Origin of the sequence: Micromonospora sp. B11E3 (assembly GCF_039871625.1) — a bacterium.
In the GTDB taxonomy this organism is placed as follows: Bacteria; Actinomycetota; Actinomycetes; order Mycobacteriales; family Micromonosporaceae; genus Micromonospora.
Genome location: NZ_JBDPMC010000005.1, coordinates 140,746 through 155,538 on the forward strand (window position 1 = coordinate 140,746; position 14,793 = coordinate 155,538).

A 14,793-nucleotide genomic window follows, 5' to 3' on the forward strand; every position below is an offset into this window, starting at 1 on the left:
CGCGCGCCGCGACCGGGCGACCCGGCGAACCGACCGGGCCGCCACGCGCGCCGCGACCGGGCGACCCGGCGAACCGACCGGGCCGCCACGCGCGCCGCGACGGCCCGCCCCCGCGACCCGACCAAGCCGCCACGCGCGCCGCGCCGGGGCGGCCCGCATCGAGTGACGCGACGGTGGGTGACGCCTACAGGAAGGCGTGCCCCTCGCCCCGGTAGGTCGGGACGCTGGCCACCACCCGGTCCTCCTCGACCAGGTGCAGCTCGTTGACGTGTTCGCACAGCTCGCCGGCCTTCGCGTGCCGGAACCAGACCCGGTCGCCGACCCGCAGGCCGGCCGCCGCCGCGCCGGCCAGCGGGGTCTGCACCTCGCCCGCCCCCTCCGCGCCGAGCAGCCGCAGCCCGGCGGGCAGCCAGGGCACGGGCAGCCGGGTCCCGCCGGCCTGACCGGAGGCGATCCAGCCGCCGCCGAGCACCGTGGCCAGCCCGCGCGCCGGGCGGCGGACCACCGCGCAGGCGAAGAACGCCGCCGGGGTGGGGCGCCAGGCGCGGTACGCGTCGAACAGCTTCGGCCCGTGCAGGCCCGATCCCGCGGTGACCTCGGTGACCGCGGGATCGGCGCTGGTCGCCGCCACGCTGCCGGTCCCGCCGCCGTTGACGAACTCGAGGTCGGCGTGCTCGCGTACCGCCGCTGCCGCCGCGCCCCGACGGGCCAGCAGTTCGCGGTACGAACCGCGCTGGGTGAGCCGGATCGCGGTCGCCAGCGCCGCCCGGCCGGGTGGCGCGTCGCCCAGCCCGGCGATCTGCGCCTCGTACGACATGAGGCCTACCAGCCGGAAGCCGGGCCGGGCCGCGACGGCGGCGGCGAACGCGCCCGCCGCCCGGGCGCTGTGCACCGGCGAGCGGCGGACCCCGACGTGCACCCGCCCGCCCAGCGGTCGCCACGAGGCGTCCAGGTCGAGGCAGACCCGCAGCTCGGGCCGGCGGTCCGGCGGGCGCACCGCGTCGACCAGGTCGAGCTGCTCGGTGTCGTCGACCATCAGGGTGACGGCGCGGGCGAGCGCCTCGTCGGCGGCCAGCTCGGCGAGCGCCCGCCGGTCGGCCGTCGGGTACGCCACCAGCACGTCGTCGCTGACGCCGGAGCGGGCCAGCCAGATCGCCTCGGGCAGGGTGAACGCCATCACCCCCCGCCAGCCGGGCCGGCCCAGCACCCGGCGGAGCAGCTCGCGAACCCGGACGGACTTGCTGGCCACCCGCAGCGGCTTGCCGCCGGCGCGCGCGGGCAGCGCCGCCGCGTTGGCGTCGAACGCCGTCAGGTCGACCACCGCGTACGGCGGGTCGAGGTGGGCGGTCGCCCGATCCAGGCGTTCGCGCAGTCGGTCGCGTTCCGTGGTCACATGTGCACGCTAACTGCCGGACGATTGATGCGAAACACCCTCGCGTACGCCGGCTGCCGGCGGGGGTGCCGGCGGCCTAGGCTCGGCGAGCAGGCAATGTCGCGGACGGGGCGTTCCCCGCCCGGGGACTAGAGTGTTGCACCGGGACTGCCCAACGTTGGGCCGGCACGTGGAGGTACGGCCATCGAAAGCCAGAACAACGGCGAGTCGCCCGGCGTGTCGTCGTCCGCGAGTCAGCCGGCCGCCCCGGCCGCCGCCGCGGCCGACCGCTCCGGGGCCGCCGCGATCCGTTCCGTGCTGCGCATCCGGCCGTTCCGCCGGCTGTGGATCGTGCTCGGCGCCGCCTCCTTCGGCGACTGGCTGGGGCTGCTCGCCACGTCGGTCTTCGCCGCGTCCCAGGTGCAGGGCAACACCGCCAAGGGCGCCGCCTTCGGCACGCTGATCGCCATCCGGCTGCTGCCCGCGCTGCTGCTCGGCCCGGTGGCCGGCGTCCTCGCCGACCGGTTCGACCGGCGCTGGACGATGGTCATCTGCGACGTGCTGCGCTTCGTGCTCTTCGCCTCGATCCCGCTGTTCGCCCTCACCAGCGCCGGCGGCGGGCTGGTGGTCGGCTGGGCCGCGATCGCCACCTTCCTGATCGAGACGATCACCCTGCTGTGGATCCCGGCCAAGGAGGCCGCGGTTCCGAACCTGATCCCGCGCGCACGCCTGGAGGCGGCCAACCAGCTCACCCTCATCACCACGTACGGCCTCACCCCCATCGCCGCCGCGGTCGGCCTCGCGGTCCTCGACCGCAGCATCCGGGCGGCCACCGGCGGCGAGATCCCGGCCTGGGCCGAGCCGGCCCAGCTCGCGCTCTGGTTCAACGCGTTCTCCCGGCTGGCCACCGCGCTGGTGGTCGCCCTCGGCATCAAGGAGATCAGCCGGACGGGGCGCGGCGCGGGGGAACGCGCCGAGCAGGGGATGACGCGCCAGTTCACCGAGGGCTGGAAGTACATCAGCCACACCCCGCTGGTCCGCGGCCTGGTGCTCGGCATCTTCGGCGCCTTCGCCGGCGGCGGCATCGTGATCGGCACGGCGAAGTTCTTCGCCGCCTCGCTCGGCGCCGGCGACGCCGCGTTCTACCTGCTCTTCGGCGCGATCTTCGTCGGCCTTGCGCTCGGCATCGGGCTCGGCCCGATGATCGTCCGGGACATGTCCCGGCGGCGCTGGTTCGGCGCGAGCATCGTGCTGGCCAGCGCGTCCGTGCTGGTGCTCGCGTTCGCCATCCACCTGTCGATGGCGATGCTCGGCGCGGTCCTGGTCGGCGCGGGCGCCGGGATGGCCTTCCTCGCCGGCACCACCCTGCTCGGCGGCGAGGTCGCCGACGAGGTGCGCGGCCGGGTCTTCGCCGTGGTGCAGATCGGCACGCGGCTCGTGCTGATCCTGGCCATCGCGCTGAGCAGCCTGCTGGTCGGTGTCGGCGGCTCGCGCCGGCTGACCGTCGCCGACCTGGGCATCTCCGTCTCCTCCACCCGGCTGCTGCTGCTCGCCGCGGGCGTCGCCGGCATCTTCGCCGGGATCAGCGCCTTCGGCCAGATGGACGACAAGAAGGGCGTGCCGGTCCTGGCCGACCTGTGGGGGTCGGTCCGGGGCCGCCCGCTGATGCCGGCCGAGCAGTTCGTCCCCAACGGGCTTTTCGTGGTCTTCGAGGGCGGCGAGGGCGCCGGCAAGTCCACCCAGCTCGCCCTGCTCGCCGAGCGGCTGCGCGGGCAGGGCCGGGAGGTGGTGGTGACCCGCGAGCCGGGGGCCACCCCGATCGGCGAGCGGATCCGCTCCCTCCTGCTCGACAGGTCCGGCGCCGAGTCCCCCTCCCCGCGCGCCGAGGCGCTGCTCTACGCGGCCGACCGGGCGCACCACGTCGCCACCGTGGTCCGGCCCGCGCTGGTCCGCGGCGCGGTGGTGATCAGCGACCGGTACGTCGACTCCTCGCTGGCGTACCAGGGGGCCGGGCGGACCCTGCCGGTCGACGAGGTCTCCTGGCTCTCCTCCTGGGCCACGGGCGGGCTCAAGCCCGACCTGGTCGTGCTGCTGGACGTCGACCCGCGCACCGGCCTGTCCCGGGTCGCCGCCCGCAGCGCGGACGCCGACCGGCTGGAGGCCGAGTCCGTCGCCTTCCACGAGCGGGTCCGGTACGCCTTCCTCGACCTCGCGGCCAACGACCCGAAGCGCTACCTGGTGCTCGACGCGGCCAAGCCGGTCGACGAGATCGCCGGGCTGGTCGCCCGCCGGGTGGAGGCGTTCCTGGTCGACCCCGCCAAGATCGTGCATCCCCGGCCCGCGCAGGGGCCGGACACCTCGGTGCAGCCGGAGTTATCCGACGCGGAGCTGGTGACGATGGAGCGCCCGACCTGATGCCGGACGTCTTCGCCGACCTGGTCGGGCAGGACGACGCGGTCGACACGCTGCGCCGGGCCGCCGCGTCGGCCGCGGCCGTGCTGCGCCACGCCGCCGCCGTCCACGCGGCGGCCACGGCCGGCCCGGTCGACGACGACCTCGACGCCCTCGCCGCCGAGGCCGAGGCCGAGGACGCCGGGAACCCCGTCGACCCGGGCGCCGGGATGACCCACGCCTGGATCTTCACCGGGCCGCCCGGCTCGGGCCGGTCGGTCGCCGCCCGCGCGTTCGCCGCCGCCCTGCAGTGCGTACGCGGCACCGGCTGCGGTGAGTGCCCGGGCTGCCACACCACGTTGGCCGGCACCCACGCCGACGTCCGGCTGGTGGTGCCCGAGGGGCTGTCCATCGGGGTCGGGGAGATGCGCGCCCTGGTGCTCCGGGCGGCCAGCACCCCGTCCGGCGGCCGCTGGCAGGTGGTGATCATCGAGGACGCCGACCGGCTCACCGAGGCGGCCGGCAACGCGCTGCTCAAGGCGGTCGAGGAGCCGCCGCCGCGGACGGTCTTCCTGCTCTGCGCCCCGTCCACCCATCCCGACGACATCTCGGTGACCATCCGGTCGCGGTGCCGGGTCGTACCGCTGCGGCAGCCCTCGGCCGCCGCCGTGGCCGAGGTGCTGGCGCGCCGCGACGGCGTCGCCCCCGACGTGGCGGCGTGGGCGGCGGCGGCCGCGCAGGGCCACGTGGGCCGGGCCCGGCGGCTCGCCCGCGACCCGGAGGCCCGCCAGCGCCGGGACGCGGTGCTCGCGGTGCCGCGCCGGCTGACCGGGGTGGGCGCGGCCTTCGACGCGGCGTCCGCGCTGATCGAGGCGGCCGAGGCGGAGGCCGCGGCGTCCGTGGCGGAGATCGACGAGGCCGAGCGGGCCGCGTTGCAGACCGCGCTCGGCGCGGGCGGCACCGGCCGGGGGGCGGCCGGCGCGATGCGCGGGGCCGCCGGCCAGCTCAAGGACCTGGAGAAGCGGCAGAAGTCGCGGGCCACCCGGGCCCAGCGCGACGCCCTCGACCGGGCCCTGGTCGACCTGGCCGGCTTCTACCGGGACGCCGTCACCGCTGCGCTGGGCGCGCCGGTCTCCCCGGTGCACGCCGACACCGCCGCGCTGGCCGAGGCGGGGGCGCGGAAGTGGCACGCCGAGGGGGCGCTGCGCCGGCTGGAGGCCGTGCTGGAGTGCCGGGCCGCCATCGAGGCGAACGTCAAGCCGCGGATCGCGGTGGAGGCGATGATGCTCGCCCTCTGGAAGGGTTGACAGCCTCTCGCGTCGTCCACAGGGCATCGACACGCGCGATTGGTGTGCGGTACGGTCCCGGGGGTGCCACGGTGATCGTGGCTGCACGGACGGTGAGCGCACTGCCGGGAGGAGTCCACGATGCCTCGGGAGATCGACGAGGCCTGGATCGAGGAGGCGGTGCGGCGCTACCGCCACATCGAGTCCTTGCAGGCCGAGTTCGACCAGGCGGTGGCGACCGTCGAGGTCACGGTGCGCTCCCCGGACGGGCTGGTCGAGGTCGTGGTCACCGCCGAGGGGCGGATCACCGACGTGCGCTTCCTCGGCCCCCTGCACACCCGTCACCCGCGGGACGTCGCCGGGTCCGTGCGGGCCGCGGTGACCGCCGCCGCCGACGCGGCCGAGTGGGCCCGGGAGAAGCTGCACAACGAGACGTTCGCGGCGTACCGGCCGCTGGCGGGGGCCTGACATGGACGAGATGCGCGCCCTGGCCGCCCGGCTGGACGAGGCGAGCGAGACCCTCGACGGCCTGGCCCGCGCCGTGACCGCCACCGACCCGCCGCACCCGGCGTTCGGCGTCCACGCCCCCGGCCGCCCCGGCGAGATCGGCCGGGCGCTGCACCGGTGCTGGACGGCCGCCACCGGCGACCGGGCCCGGGAGGCGAGCGCCGCCGCGGCCCGGCTGACCGCGGCCGCGTCCGCCGTCCGCAGCGCCGCCGACCGGTACGCGGGCGTCGACGACTCCGCCCGGCTGCGGCTGGGCCGGGCCGAGCGGTTCCGGTCCGGCGGCTTCGGGGCACGGGACCTGTGATGGACCCCCTCGACCGCCTCGCCGAGCCGGGGCTGGACCTGCTCGACCGGGTCGACACGCTGCTCGCCTCCGGGGCCCCGGAGGGGCACCCGCTCTGGCCGCTGCTGCGCCGCATGCAGGCGCTCCCCGGAGAGGCCGTGCGGGCCTTCCTAGACCTGCACCCGGCGCCGCTGGCCGAGGCCGGCCACGCGGTGCGCGCGCTCGTCGGGGCGTACGACGAGGTGAGCCGCACCCTCGCCGACCCGGTCGCCTGGTCCGGGGCCGCCGCCTCCGCGTACGACGGGTCGCGCGCCGCGCTGCTGCGCCACCTCGACGAGGGCCCGGACAGCCTGGTCGGCCGGCTGGAGTCCACCGCCGGGTACGCGGACGCGCTCGCCGACTGGGTGGAGGGCAGCCGCCTGGCGTTGGCCCGGGCGCTGGCCCACGTGCTCTGCTCCGCCGAGGCGGTGCGGGTGCGGGCCGCCACCGCCCCGGGCGCCGAGCCGCGGGCCACCGGCCTGGTCGCGGCGGCCGACGTCGCGTACCGGGTGCTCTCGGTCCTCGGCGTGGCGTACGACGGGGCGGAGACGCTGCTGCGCCAGTGGTCGCCGAGCCTGACGGAGTCCGTGTGGCGCGCTCCCGTGGGCGGTCCGGCCCACTACGACACCGCCACCCGCATCGGCCGCTGACCCGGCCGCCCTTTCCCCGCGCCGGGGGATCCGGCCGACGGCAGGGCCACGGCGCCGCGCGCCTGAGCCGGTCCGTGGACGCGCGCTCCGGCGGCGACGCCGTGGCCTTCCCCTGCACCCCCCGCAGGTCTGCCTCCACTCAACGCCCTCGCCGCCGGTTTGTCCTCCGGCTCGCCTCGGAATCAGCCGTCCGGGCGAGGAGCATCGAGACGACGGGGCAGCCGGGGATCGTATGAAATGATGTTCGTAAATCACTGCGCGGGGTGACCGCGTGGCGACTCCCGGGTAGGTGGCGGGGGTCACCGCGTCGTAGGGTGAGAGGCATGGGCATGCTCTGCGCGGTCAGCTTCAACCGGTATGGGCGCCTCTACTACCTCGACCCGGGGGAGTTCCACCCGCAGGTGGGCGACCGGGTGCTGGTGCCCACCGACGAGGGGCCCGAGGTGGCGGAGTGCGTGTGGGCCGCGCAGTGGGTCGGCGAGGACACCGACGGCTTCCCCAAGCTGGCCGGCCTCGCCGGTGACGAGGATCTGCGTCGTGACGAGCTGCTGCGGCGGCGCAAGGCCGAGGCGAAGGTGGCCGCGAAGCGGCTGATCCGGGAGCACGGTCTGCCGATGAAGGTGGTCGCCGTCGACCACGTCCTCGGCAACGCCGAGGGCGGCGGCGACCGGACCACGGTCTACTTCACCGCGCCGCACCGGGTCGACTTCCGCTCCCTCGTCCGGGACCTCGGCGCGACCCTGCACTGCCGGGTCGAGCTGCGCCAGCTCTCCGCCCGGGACTCCGCCCGCGTGCAGGGCGGCATCGGCTCCTGCGGCCGGGACCTGTGCTGCGCGACGTTCCTGACCGACTTCGAGCCGGTGACCATCCGGATGGCCAAGGAACAGGACCTGCCGCTGAACCCGCTGCGCATCTCCGGCGCGTGCGGCCGGCTGATGTGCTGCCTCAAGTACGAGCACCCGCTCTACCAGAGGTTCCACGAGTCCGCCCCGCCCGTCGGCAGCCGGGTCACCACGGATCAGGGCCCCGGCCGGGTGATCGGCCACAGCGTCCCCCGGGACTCGGTGACCGTGCGGCTGGACGCCGACGGCTCCCGCTGCGCCTGCTCCCGCGCCTCGGTCTGCGGCCCACGCCAGGCCCACGACCAGCACTACAACGCCTGACGCCGCCGCACCCTCCCCGGCCGCGCCAGCGCACGCGCCCCGGCATGCCGGCCGCTGCTGGGTGATCAAGAGATTTGCGTCATCCGCCGGCCGGATCCCGACGCAAATCTCTTGATCACCGAATTCGGGGGGCCAGTCCTCAGCGGATCGTGATCGGGGGTTCCGCCAGGCGGGGGGTCAGCGGGGTGCCGGGGACCAGCCAGGACGACTCCGGCGACTGGTCGGGGTTCAGCTTCCAGTCGCGGGCCACGCGGTCGACCGCGACCGGGTAGACGGTGAGGGTGCCGTCGGGGTCGATGCGCAGCCGCAGGAACGCCTTGGCATCCTCGATGCCCTGCCCGGCGAACAGTTCGTTGAGGTTGACCCCGAACGCCCCCGCCACCAGCAGGTACGCCGCCACCAGCTCGCTGGCCAGGAAGCCGATCACCGGCCCGTAGAGCACGACGGCGGCGACCACCGGCAGCGGCCAGGACCAGTGGTAGAACGGCAGCGACAGCCAGGCCCAGGTGCCGGTGGCGGCCAGCCCGACGTGGGCCAGCCCGTGCCCGACGCCGAGGATCCAGTGCCGGGCGTGCCGCTTCCCGCTCGCGCTGGGCGGCTTCGCGAAGAGGGTCGCCCCGAGCATCGTCACCGCCAGCATCGCCACCAGTGGCACGCTGAACAGTCGCTGCTCGGTGCCGCCGGCCCGGTTCGCCGCCACCCCGGCCATCGCGAGCATGAGCAGGGTGTGCACGATGCCCAGCAGGGTGCCGAAGCCCGGGTTGCGCCACGGCAGCCGGGCGAAGACCCCCCAGCCGTACCGCCGGGAGCGGGCCCTGTCGGGAAAGCGGGCCGCCAGGTCGTACGGGCGGCTGGGGCTGGCCCGCCGGGCCAGGGTGTCCCGCGGCGGCACCTCGATCCGCTCGGGCAGGTGGTGGGTGGGATACAGGTACGCCCCGCCGCTGCCGCAGGTGATGAGCTGCCGGTCCGGGCCGGCGTACCGGGCGTAGTGGTGCAGGTCGCCGGAGATCAGCAGGCGTACCCGCGCCCCGGTGGGCGCGACGATCGTACGGATGAAGTAGTCGATCGAGTCGTACGCCGTGGGGTCGTCGACGGCCTTGACCCAGGTCGGCGCCGGCACGGCCAGGATCACCCGGCTCTGCGGCCCCAGCCGGCGGGCCACCGCGTCGAAGTAGGTGAGCTGCGGGTCGTCCAGGTACGAGCCGGACTGGTCGTCGAGGCCGAGCAGCCACCATTCGGCGGGCAGTTCGACGGCGAAGTACGAGCGGGACTGGCCGGTGCCCCAGCCGCCGAAGTGCCGGTCCCGGGACCGCACGAACAGCCGCAGGAACGCGGTGAGGCCGTCGTACCAGTCGTGGTTGCCGGGGACGGCGAACAGGGTGGGCCGCTCGGGCGGCGTGGCCGGCAGCGCGGCCTGGTACGGCCCCTTGCACCGGTCCTCGTACGCCCCGTAGGACGCCGTCGGGTACACCTGGTCGCCACCCATCACCAGGGTCTGTGCCCGGGGCAGCCGGTGCCCGTCGACCGTCAGCTCCGGCTGCGCGAGCAGGTACGCGACCGAGTACGTGGCGTTGAAGCCGTCGCCCAGGTCGGCGACGTAGTCCAGCCACAGCCCGCCGTCCGGCCCGACCTGGCGCTCGATGCGGGCCTCCAGCGAGTTCTGCAGCTCCCGCTTGTCCAGGTACGCCCCGAACAGCAGCGCCAGCAGCGTACGCAGGCCGGTGCTGATCAACAGGAGGGGCGCGAGCCACGGGACCGGCTTGCGCGGGGTGAAGCCCAGCTCCAGCGGATCGGTGCTGCGCGGCCGGCGGGCCGGCCCGATGCCGTCTTCCGGAGCGTCGCCCTGCGGGCCATCGACGGGGGTGCGGTCGTCGGTCACCCACCGCAGCGTAGTCCCGACCGGTCCGCCGCGCTGTCGGGTACGGGCGCCGGAAGCGCGGGATGTCCGGGTCCCGACGGTCGACGGAGGTATCCGGTTGGGCCGACGGGCGGGGTGTGCCGTACACTTGACGATCGTTGCCGCCTTAGCTCAGTCGGCAGAGCGACGCACTCGTAATGCGTAGGTCGACGGTTCGATTCCGTCAGGCGGCTCAAGAAGAGGCCCTGACCAGCATCAGCGCTGGTCAGGGCCCCATTTTCATCGATGCAGTTTTGAATCGCCCCCCGAAAACCCCCCACAAACGCCTACCGGCGATCAGGTTCCGCGCACCTGCCAGCGGGGGTGCAGGGGTCACTTGGCCCGGCGCTTCCCACGATCTTGAAGCGCAGGGCCAGTTATCTCCGGACCTGCCCCAAGCTGTTCGAGAATGTCGGAGCTGTCCGGGGCGAGGGCGCCATCGCGTTCAACCTCGGCTGGCTGGGCTGGCACACAGCGATGCTCGGCCTTCTTGCTGGGCTTCTCCTGCACGGCACCATCGCTTCCGCCGTCAGCCTCCGACGGACGAACGACGCGAAGAACCCGCCGACCCCTATGGGGCCAGCCCTCGCGGCTGGTTGGCTTCTGGCCGTGGGGCTTGCCGCATAGCGATATACGATCAGGCGGCGCGGGCGGGACCCGGGACGGTATCCATTTCGATCATCTGCCCTGTCCGCCGTGAAGTGCGTACAAACGAGACCGGCCGCCGCTGTTCACGAGGGGAGCGGCGTTGGAGTCGACTGGTCCGACAGGCAGGATCTCCATGATCACCATGAACCGTGTCGGCACCGTCGCCGAGGCATCCGTTCGTGGCTGCGCTGCCGTTTGGTGGTCCACGAATCGCCGCAAGCGGGCCAGCGCTCCGCCCGTCTCCAACACCTCGTCACAGCGACTCATGACATCCAGGCTGGCCGTACGGTCGGCCTTTTCGATCTTGCCGAGCAGGTCCGGGCTCACGTACACCAGCGCCGCGAGCCGTGCCAGCGACAGCCCGCGCTGCTGCCGCCAACAGCGCAGCTCCGCGCCGAGGAAGTGTCGGGCAGACGCGTGGGGCCTCAACTCGGCCGGCTGTTGCCCCATCAGGCTCGCCTGCGCCGGGCGGCGAGTGAGTACACCCGTGCCCCACCGCTGGCGGTCAGCGGTAGCGCCGAGAGTTCGGAACGGCCGTTGGGCACCGTGGTCAGTACGACGCGGACCGGCCCGGCAGGCCCACTGTCGACCGTGACCATGACCGCCGTGCCCGCCGCGACGCCGAGATGAACAGTGGGCGTCACATCCGGATGGTCGATCCGCGACGTGAGCGGTGTGGGCTCCGGCTCCCTCTCCCATGCCGGAGCTGGCACTGTCTTCGCGGCCTCGGCCGGCCGTCCGGAGCCGTAGATGACGTGCAGCCCGATTGAGGCATCGTTGTCCACGCCGAAGACCCCGCGTAGCCCCGCCCGGATGTGCGATCCCGGCCAGCGGGACTCACCGCGCTCCAACTTGCCGACGTACCTGCTGTCAAGGCACGTACGTCGTCTCTGGTGCTCCCAGATCCATGCGTTGACCGCCTCGGCAACCTCCTGCCGCGACATCGCTCGACCCGACCCCGTCGGCGACCGCCTCGCCAGCCGTGCGCGCCGCAGCAAGTCGTTCGGACTGCGTGGAGCCCTCGTTCGAGCGCCCGGTACGCCGTTCACTTTCAATGCCCTCTCAAATCAGGCCACCGCGAAGGATAAAGGTTTGCTGGCGGACGTCAGCTTCCGTAATCGCGGAACGCCGTCACCCCTGCCTCAACGGCGACTCCTGTGCTAGCTACAGCTTCCGACGATTAGGTCGGCCCGATTTATCGCAGGATCGACCGGGGCTGTCGTGCCGTGAATCGGTGCCGCTAGCAGGGGCGGATGTTGTGATCTATTGCGGTTCCAGCCATATCAAGCGCTGAGGAAAGCTGATCACCCGCTGCTGCTGGCAGGTGGCCCTGGCCTAAACCGCTTGCTTTCATCAAAGGCCGCAGCGTCCCTTGGTTTTCGGATGTGACGGCCGGATGATTGATGAGGTCGCGCGCCGCGTTGGCGTCCTCGTCGTGGATAGCATCTGCCACCAGGGATTTGATCAGACTGTCTACGACATCGGTTGGCAAGCTCACCGCGAGGTCCAGGGCCGTCAGTCCGAGGCGAACGCGGAACACGGTGAGCCCGGGGGTTCGTGGTATGGCTGCCACCCGATCGATGAGGCCAGCATGGTCGACGGGGGCGCTACCCACAGCCAGTTTCAGCCAGGTCATGAGGAGTCCCTGCACCGCTTGCTCCCACGGCGTTTCGATCTTGGTGGCCGCGAGGAGAGCCGCTGCTGACGGCCCTTCGTCCTGCAGTAGATGGGCAACGACCGCGACCTGTCGTCCATCCAGGAGGGTAGGTCCGATCCCGTCGTATCGGCGCACATGGGTCACAGCGTCCTCCCACCGTCCGGCAAGGGTGAGGGCGCGGGTTCCGTCGGAGAGCAGTGTGCCGCGCAGCCAACTGATGATGTGATTGAGTTCTTCGGGATCAGCGGGAAGTTGTCGAGGATGTATCTCCAGGTCGTCCAGAAGAGCGGGAGTGCCGCCGACGATGGCCGCGTACAGGTGGGTGAGTAGGCGGTACGCGCCGTCGCCGTCGCCTTCACGAATGCGGAGGCGAGCGAGGTTGACGACTGGTTCGAGAGCGAAGCGGGCCGCGTAGCCGTTCAGCGGGGCTTGGCTGAGGTAGAGGCTCGCGTGGCGGCGGCACCAGGCGCGGGCAAGATTGGGGTCCCCGCAGTCGGAGGCGATGAGGGCGGCCCCGTTGAACACCATGGACGCCTTCTCCGGATCGCATTCGCGGTGTGCGGTTTCGGCGAGCCTGACGAGCCGGTCTACCCGAGCATCCAGTGGTTTGGCGGGCGGTCGTTTGCGGGGGACGAGAGGGAAGCGGGCGGCGATGGTGGCGGCAAGCGACGGAGTCATGGTGTCCTCATCTGCTGCGGAAGGGCCGCATGGTGGCAACGAGGTGCGTCCAGGTCGTGCGTGAGGTCTCAGCCGCGCTCGTCCCTGGGGCGCCGGGGCGGGACAGGGCACCGCCCCGGCGTGGATGCGGTCAGAAGGAGATCGTGAGGATGGTGTCGGATCGGCTGATGTCGTCGTGCCCGGCGGGCCGGGTTCCTGCGCGGTGGGCGGTGACGGTGGGCTGATTGGGGCGGTTCGCGGCGTCCCATTGGTCGAGCAGGTTGGTCAGGTCGGTGGCGAGCGTGTTGGCGTCCGGGCCGTGTGCGATCGCGCCGAGTTCGTGGTGGCCGTTGCCCGCGTCCTGGAAGGCGAGGTAGGCGATGGTGCCGCCGTGGTAGATGGCGGCACCGGCCCAGCGGTAGGCGGGGGTGACCAATCCGCTGGTGCGGGCGGTGTCGCCGACGCCGAGGCGGCCGAACGGCCTGTTGGCGTGTACGAGGAGCCACAGGTCGAGGTGGCCGATGGGGTCTGCGTCGCTGACCTGGATGCCGGTCCAGCGTTCGAGCCGGGGGTGGCTCAGGGCGCTGGCGAGGGCGGCGCGGTCGGGCTGGTCGGTGGCGTCGAGTTTGAGGACCACGTCGGTGTCGAGGCGTACGTGGTGATCGGTGTGTTCGGTGCTGCCGCGCATGGGGACGAATCCGCAGACCAGCGGTGTCGTGGTGCTGACGAGCTGGTGGGGGTCGGTGCGGTCGAAGGCGAAGCATCGGGTCAGGCCGCTCTCGTGCACGCGCAGGGGCACGACGATGCGGCCGTGGTCGGCGAGTTGTTCCCACCAGGCGGCGGAGATGTCCCAGGCTCCTGCGGTGACGATGATCCGGTCGTAGGGCGCGTGATCGGGGGCGCCGATGGCTCCGTCGCCGCAGATCACCTCGACGGTGTCGTAGCTGGCGCAGTCGAGGCCGGCGCGGGCGCCGTCGGCGAGATCCTGGTCGAGTTCGATGGTGACGACCGTGCCGCCGGGGCTGGTCAGCTCGGCGAGCAGGGCGGCGTTGATGCCGGTGGCCGCGCCGATCTCCAGGACGCGGTGGCCGGGTTGTGGGGCGAGTTGTTCGAGCATGTCCGCGACGAGGCTGGGACTCGACGCTGACGACAACGCGGCACCGTTGGGGTCTCGTTTGGTGACGATTTGGCGGCGAGTGTAGGCAGTCTCCAGGTCGACGCCGGGAAGGAACTGCTCGCGGGGGACCGTACGGAATGCGTGCGCGACGGCGGCGGAGCGGATGTGGCCACGCTGTTCGAGAGTGCTGACGAGTTGTTCGCGCAGCGTCGCGGCACTCGACGTTCCCGGTTCGGTTTGGGGAGTGTTCACTGCGTTGACCCTACTGTCGATCTTGGCGGCGGGTTGATAGCCGGATGGGGTGTCGAACGGGTGGTGGAAGGCGACGGACACGGCCGCCGTCGCGAGCAGCCAGGTGTCAGCGGCGGAGATGCCGAGCCGGTTGAACAGGAACAGAAGGTGGTGGGTCAGCACCTCGCGTAGGTCGCGGGTCAGCGCCCCGTGCCGGTCGAGGAAGCCGAGGTCCGCGCCCGCCTGCTCGTGGGCTCTCGGCCATCGCGGGGTGATGACCAGCGGGCTTCCGGCCGTGTCGTCGGCTGCGGTGAGCAGGCGCTGCACCGCCGCGATGAGCCGTGGGGTCGGCGCGGAAGCGTTCGGCTGGTGCCGGCGCGAGGCGAGAAGCCGCCAGACGTCGCCCTGCTCGGAGAACTCCAGTCCGGCGGCGCGCATGAGGCGAGTGGCGAGCAGGACGCCGAGTTCACGCCGATGGGTGCCGCCAGTGGTGGCGAGATGGCCGAGGATATGGCGGCTGTCAGCGTGGAAGAGGGTGTGGGCGATCGTCATTGCCTGGTCCCCGCCGAAGGCGTACGCCTCGGGCCGGTAGACGGGCTCGGTGACACCGCGGATGCGGTCGTCGTCGGTGATGGAGGCGAGGAGGGCGTAGACCTGGGCGAGCCGATCGCCGGGCAGTAGCCGCAGCCGCCACGTCTCGTTCTTACGGATGAACCAGAAGGCGGTGATCGCCCGGTGGTCTTCCGCAGCGGTGAGTTCAGGGGCGAGCCGCGTTGCGGCGAAATCCTCAGCGCTCTGCCAGTCCGAGAACGTCAGGTTGATCTGGCGCCATCGGCTCACCGGCGCCACGCCTGGTGGCTCGGTGTCGAGTTCGGAATCGAGATCCACGACGCTC

The 14,793-nt window shown here is 73.0% G+C and carries 12 protein-coding genes and 1 tRNA gene; 7 read left to right on the top strand and 6 right to left on the bottom strand.

The features are described from left to right. Positions 1-184: 184 nt before the first annotated feature. Positions 185-1,393 (bottom strand): alanine racemase, encoded by a 1,209-nt coding sequence (locus ABGB16_RS04760; RefSeq protein ID WP_347666712.1) that lies wholly within the window; start codon positions 1,391-1,393, stop codon positions 185-187. Positions 1,394-1,687: 294 nt separating this feature from the next. Here ABGB16_RS04760 and tmk point away from each other — a divergent pair, with 294 nt between their 5' ends. The 6 genes from tmk to ricT all read left to right on the top strand — a co-directional run bounded on the left by tmk (position 1,688) and on the right by ricT (position 7,691). Further along, positions 1,688-3,787 (top strand): dTMP kinase, encoded by a 2,100-nt coding sequence (gene tmk / locus ABGB16_RS04765; RefSeq protein ID WP_347666747.1) that lies wholly within the window; start codon positions 1,688-1,690, stop codon positions 3,785-3,787. Beyond that, positions 3,787-5,070 carry a DNA polymerase III subunit delta' gene (locus ABGB16_RS04770; RefSeq protein ID WP_347666713.1) on the top strand — a complete coding sequence of 428 codons (1,284 nt, stop codon included), beginning with the start codon at positions 3,787-3,789 and terminating at the stop codon, positions 5,068-5,070. Before tmk ends, ABGB16_RS04770 begins: the two co-directional genes overlap by 1 nt. A 120-nt stretch (positions 5,071-5,190) precedes the next feature. After that, entirely contained in the window at positions 5,191-5,517 is a 327-nt protein-coding gene (locus tag ABGB16_RS04775; protein ID WP_347666714.1) for a YbaB/EbfC family nucleoid-associated protein, read from the top strand. A gap of 1 nt (position 5,518) precedes the next feature. Then, positions 5,519-5,860, top strand: a complete 342-nt coding sequence (locus ABGB16_RS04780) for a hypothetical protein (RefSeq protein WP_347666715.1) — start codon at positions 5,519-5,521, stop codon at positions 5,858-5,860. Continuing rightward, positions 5,860-6,528 (top strand): hypothetical protein, encoded by a 669-nt coding sequence (locus tag ABGB16_RS04785; RefSeq protein WP_347666716.1) that lies wholly within the window; start codon positions 5,860-5,862, stop codon positions 6,526-6,528. Before ABGB16_RS04780 ends, ABGB16_RS04785 begins: the two co-directional genes overlap by 1 nt. 323 nt (positions 6,529-6,851) lie before the next feature. Then, positions 6,852-7,691 (top strand): regulatory iron-sulfur-containing complex subunit RicT, encoded by an 840-nt coding sequence (gene ricT / locus ABGB16_RS04790; protein WP_347666717.1) that lies wholly within the window; start codon positions 6,852-6,854, stop codon positions 7,689-7,691. A 139-nt stretch (positions 7,692-7,830) separates the two neighbouring features. Here ricT and ABGB16_RS04795 read toward each other — a convergent pair whose 3' ends face one another. After that, the gene (locus ABGB16_RS04795) at positions 7,831-9,513 is read right to left on the bottom strand and encodes a metallophosphoesterase (RefSeq protein WP_347666748.1); all 1,683 of its coding nucleotides are present in this window, start codon (positions 9,511-9,513) and stop codon (positions 7,831-7,833) included. A gap of 196 nt (positions 9,514-9,709) precedes the next feature. Between ABGB16_RS04795 and ABGB16_RS04800 the strand changes: the two genes are divergently transcribed. Beyond that, positions 9,710-9,782, top strand: a tRNA-Thr gene (locus ABGB16_RS04800). Positions 9,783-10,266: 484 nt separating this feature from the next. Here ABGB16_RS04800 and ABGB16_RS04805 read toward each other — a convergent pair. From ABGB16_RS04805 to fxlM, 4 genes are all read right to left on the bottom strand, one after another. After that, positions 10,267-10,686: a helix-turn-helix transcriptional regulator gene (locus ABGB16_RS04805; RefSeq protein ID WP_347666718.1), complete on the bottom strand. Its 420-nt coding sequence runs from the start codon at positions 10,684-10,686 to the stop codon at positions 10,267-10,269. After that, the gene (locus ABGB16_RS04810; protein ID WP_347666719.1) at positions 10,686-11,180 is read right to left on the bottom strand and encodes a hypothetical protein; all 495 of its coding nucleotides are present in this window, start codon (positions 11,178-11,180) and stop codon (positions 10,686-10,688) included. The genes ABGB16_RS04805 and ABGB16_RS04810 overlap by 1 nt, the downstream gene beginning before the upstream one ends. Positions 11,181-11,476: 296 nt before the next feature. Then, the gene (locus tag ABGB16_RS04815; RefSeq protein WP_347666720.1) at positions 11,477-12,571 is read right to left on the bottom strand and encodes a hypothetical protein; all 1,095 of its coding nucleotides are present in this window, start codon (positions 12,569-12,571) and stop codon (positions 11,477-11,479) included. A gap of 130 nt (positions 12,572-12,701) precedes the next feature. Beyond that, positions 12,702-14,786 (bottom strand): methyltransferase, FxLD system, encoded by a 2,085-nt coding sequence (gene fxlM, locus ABGB16_RS04820; RefSeq protein WP_347666721.1) that lies wholly within the window; start codon positions 14,784-14,786, stop codon positions 12,702-12,704. Positions 14,787-14,793: the final 7 nt, after the last annotated feature.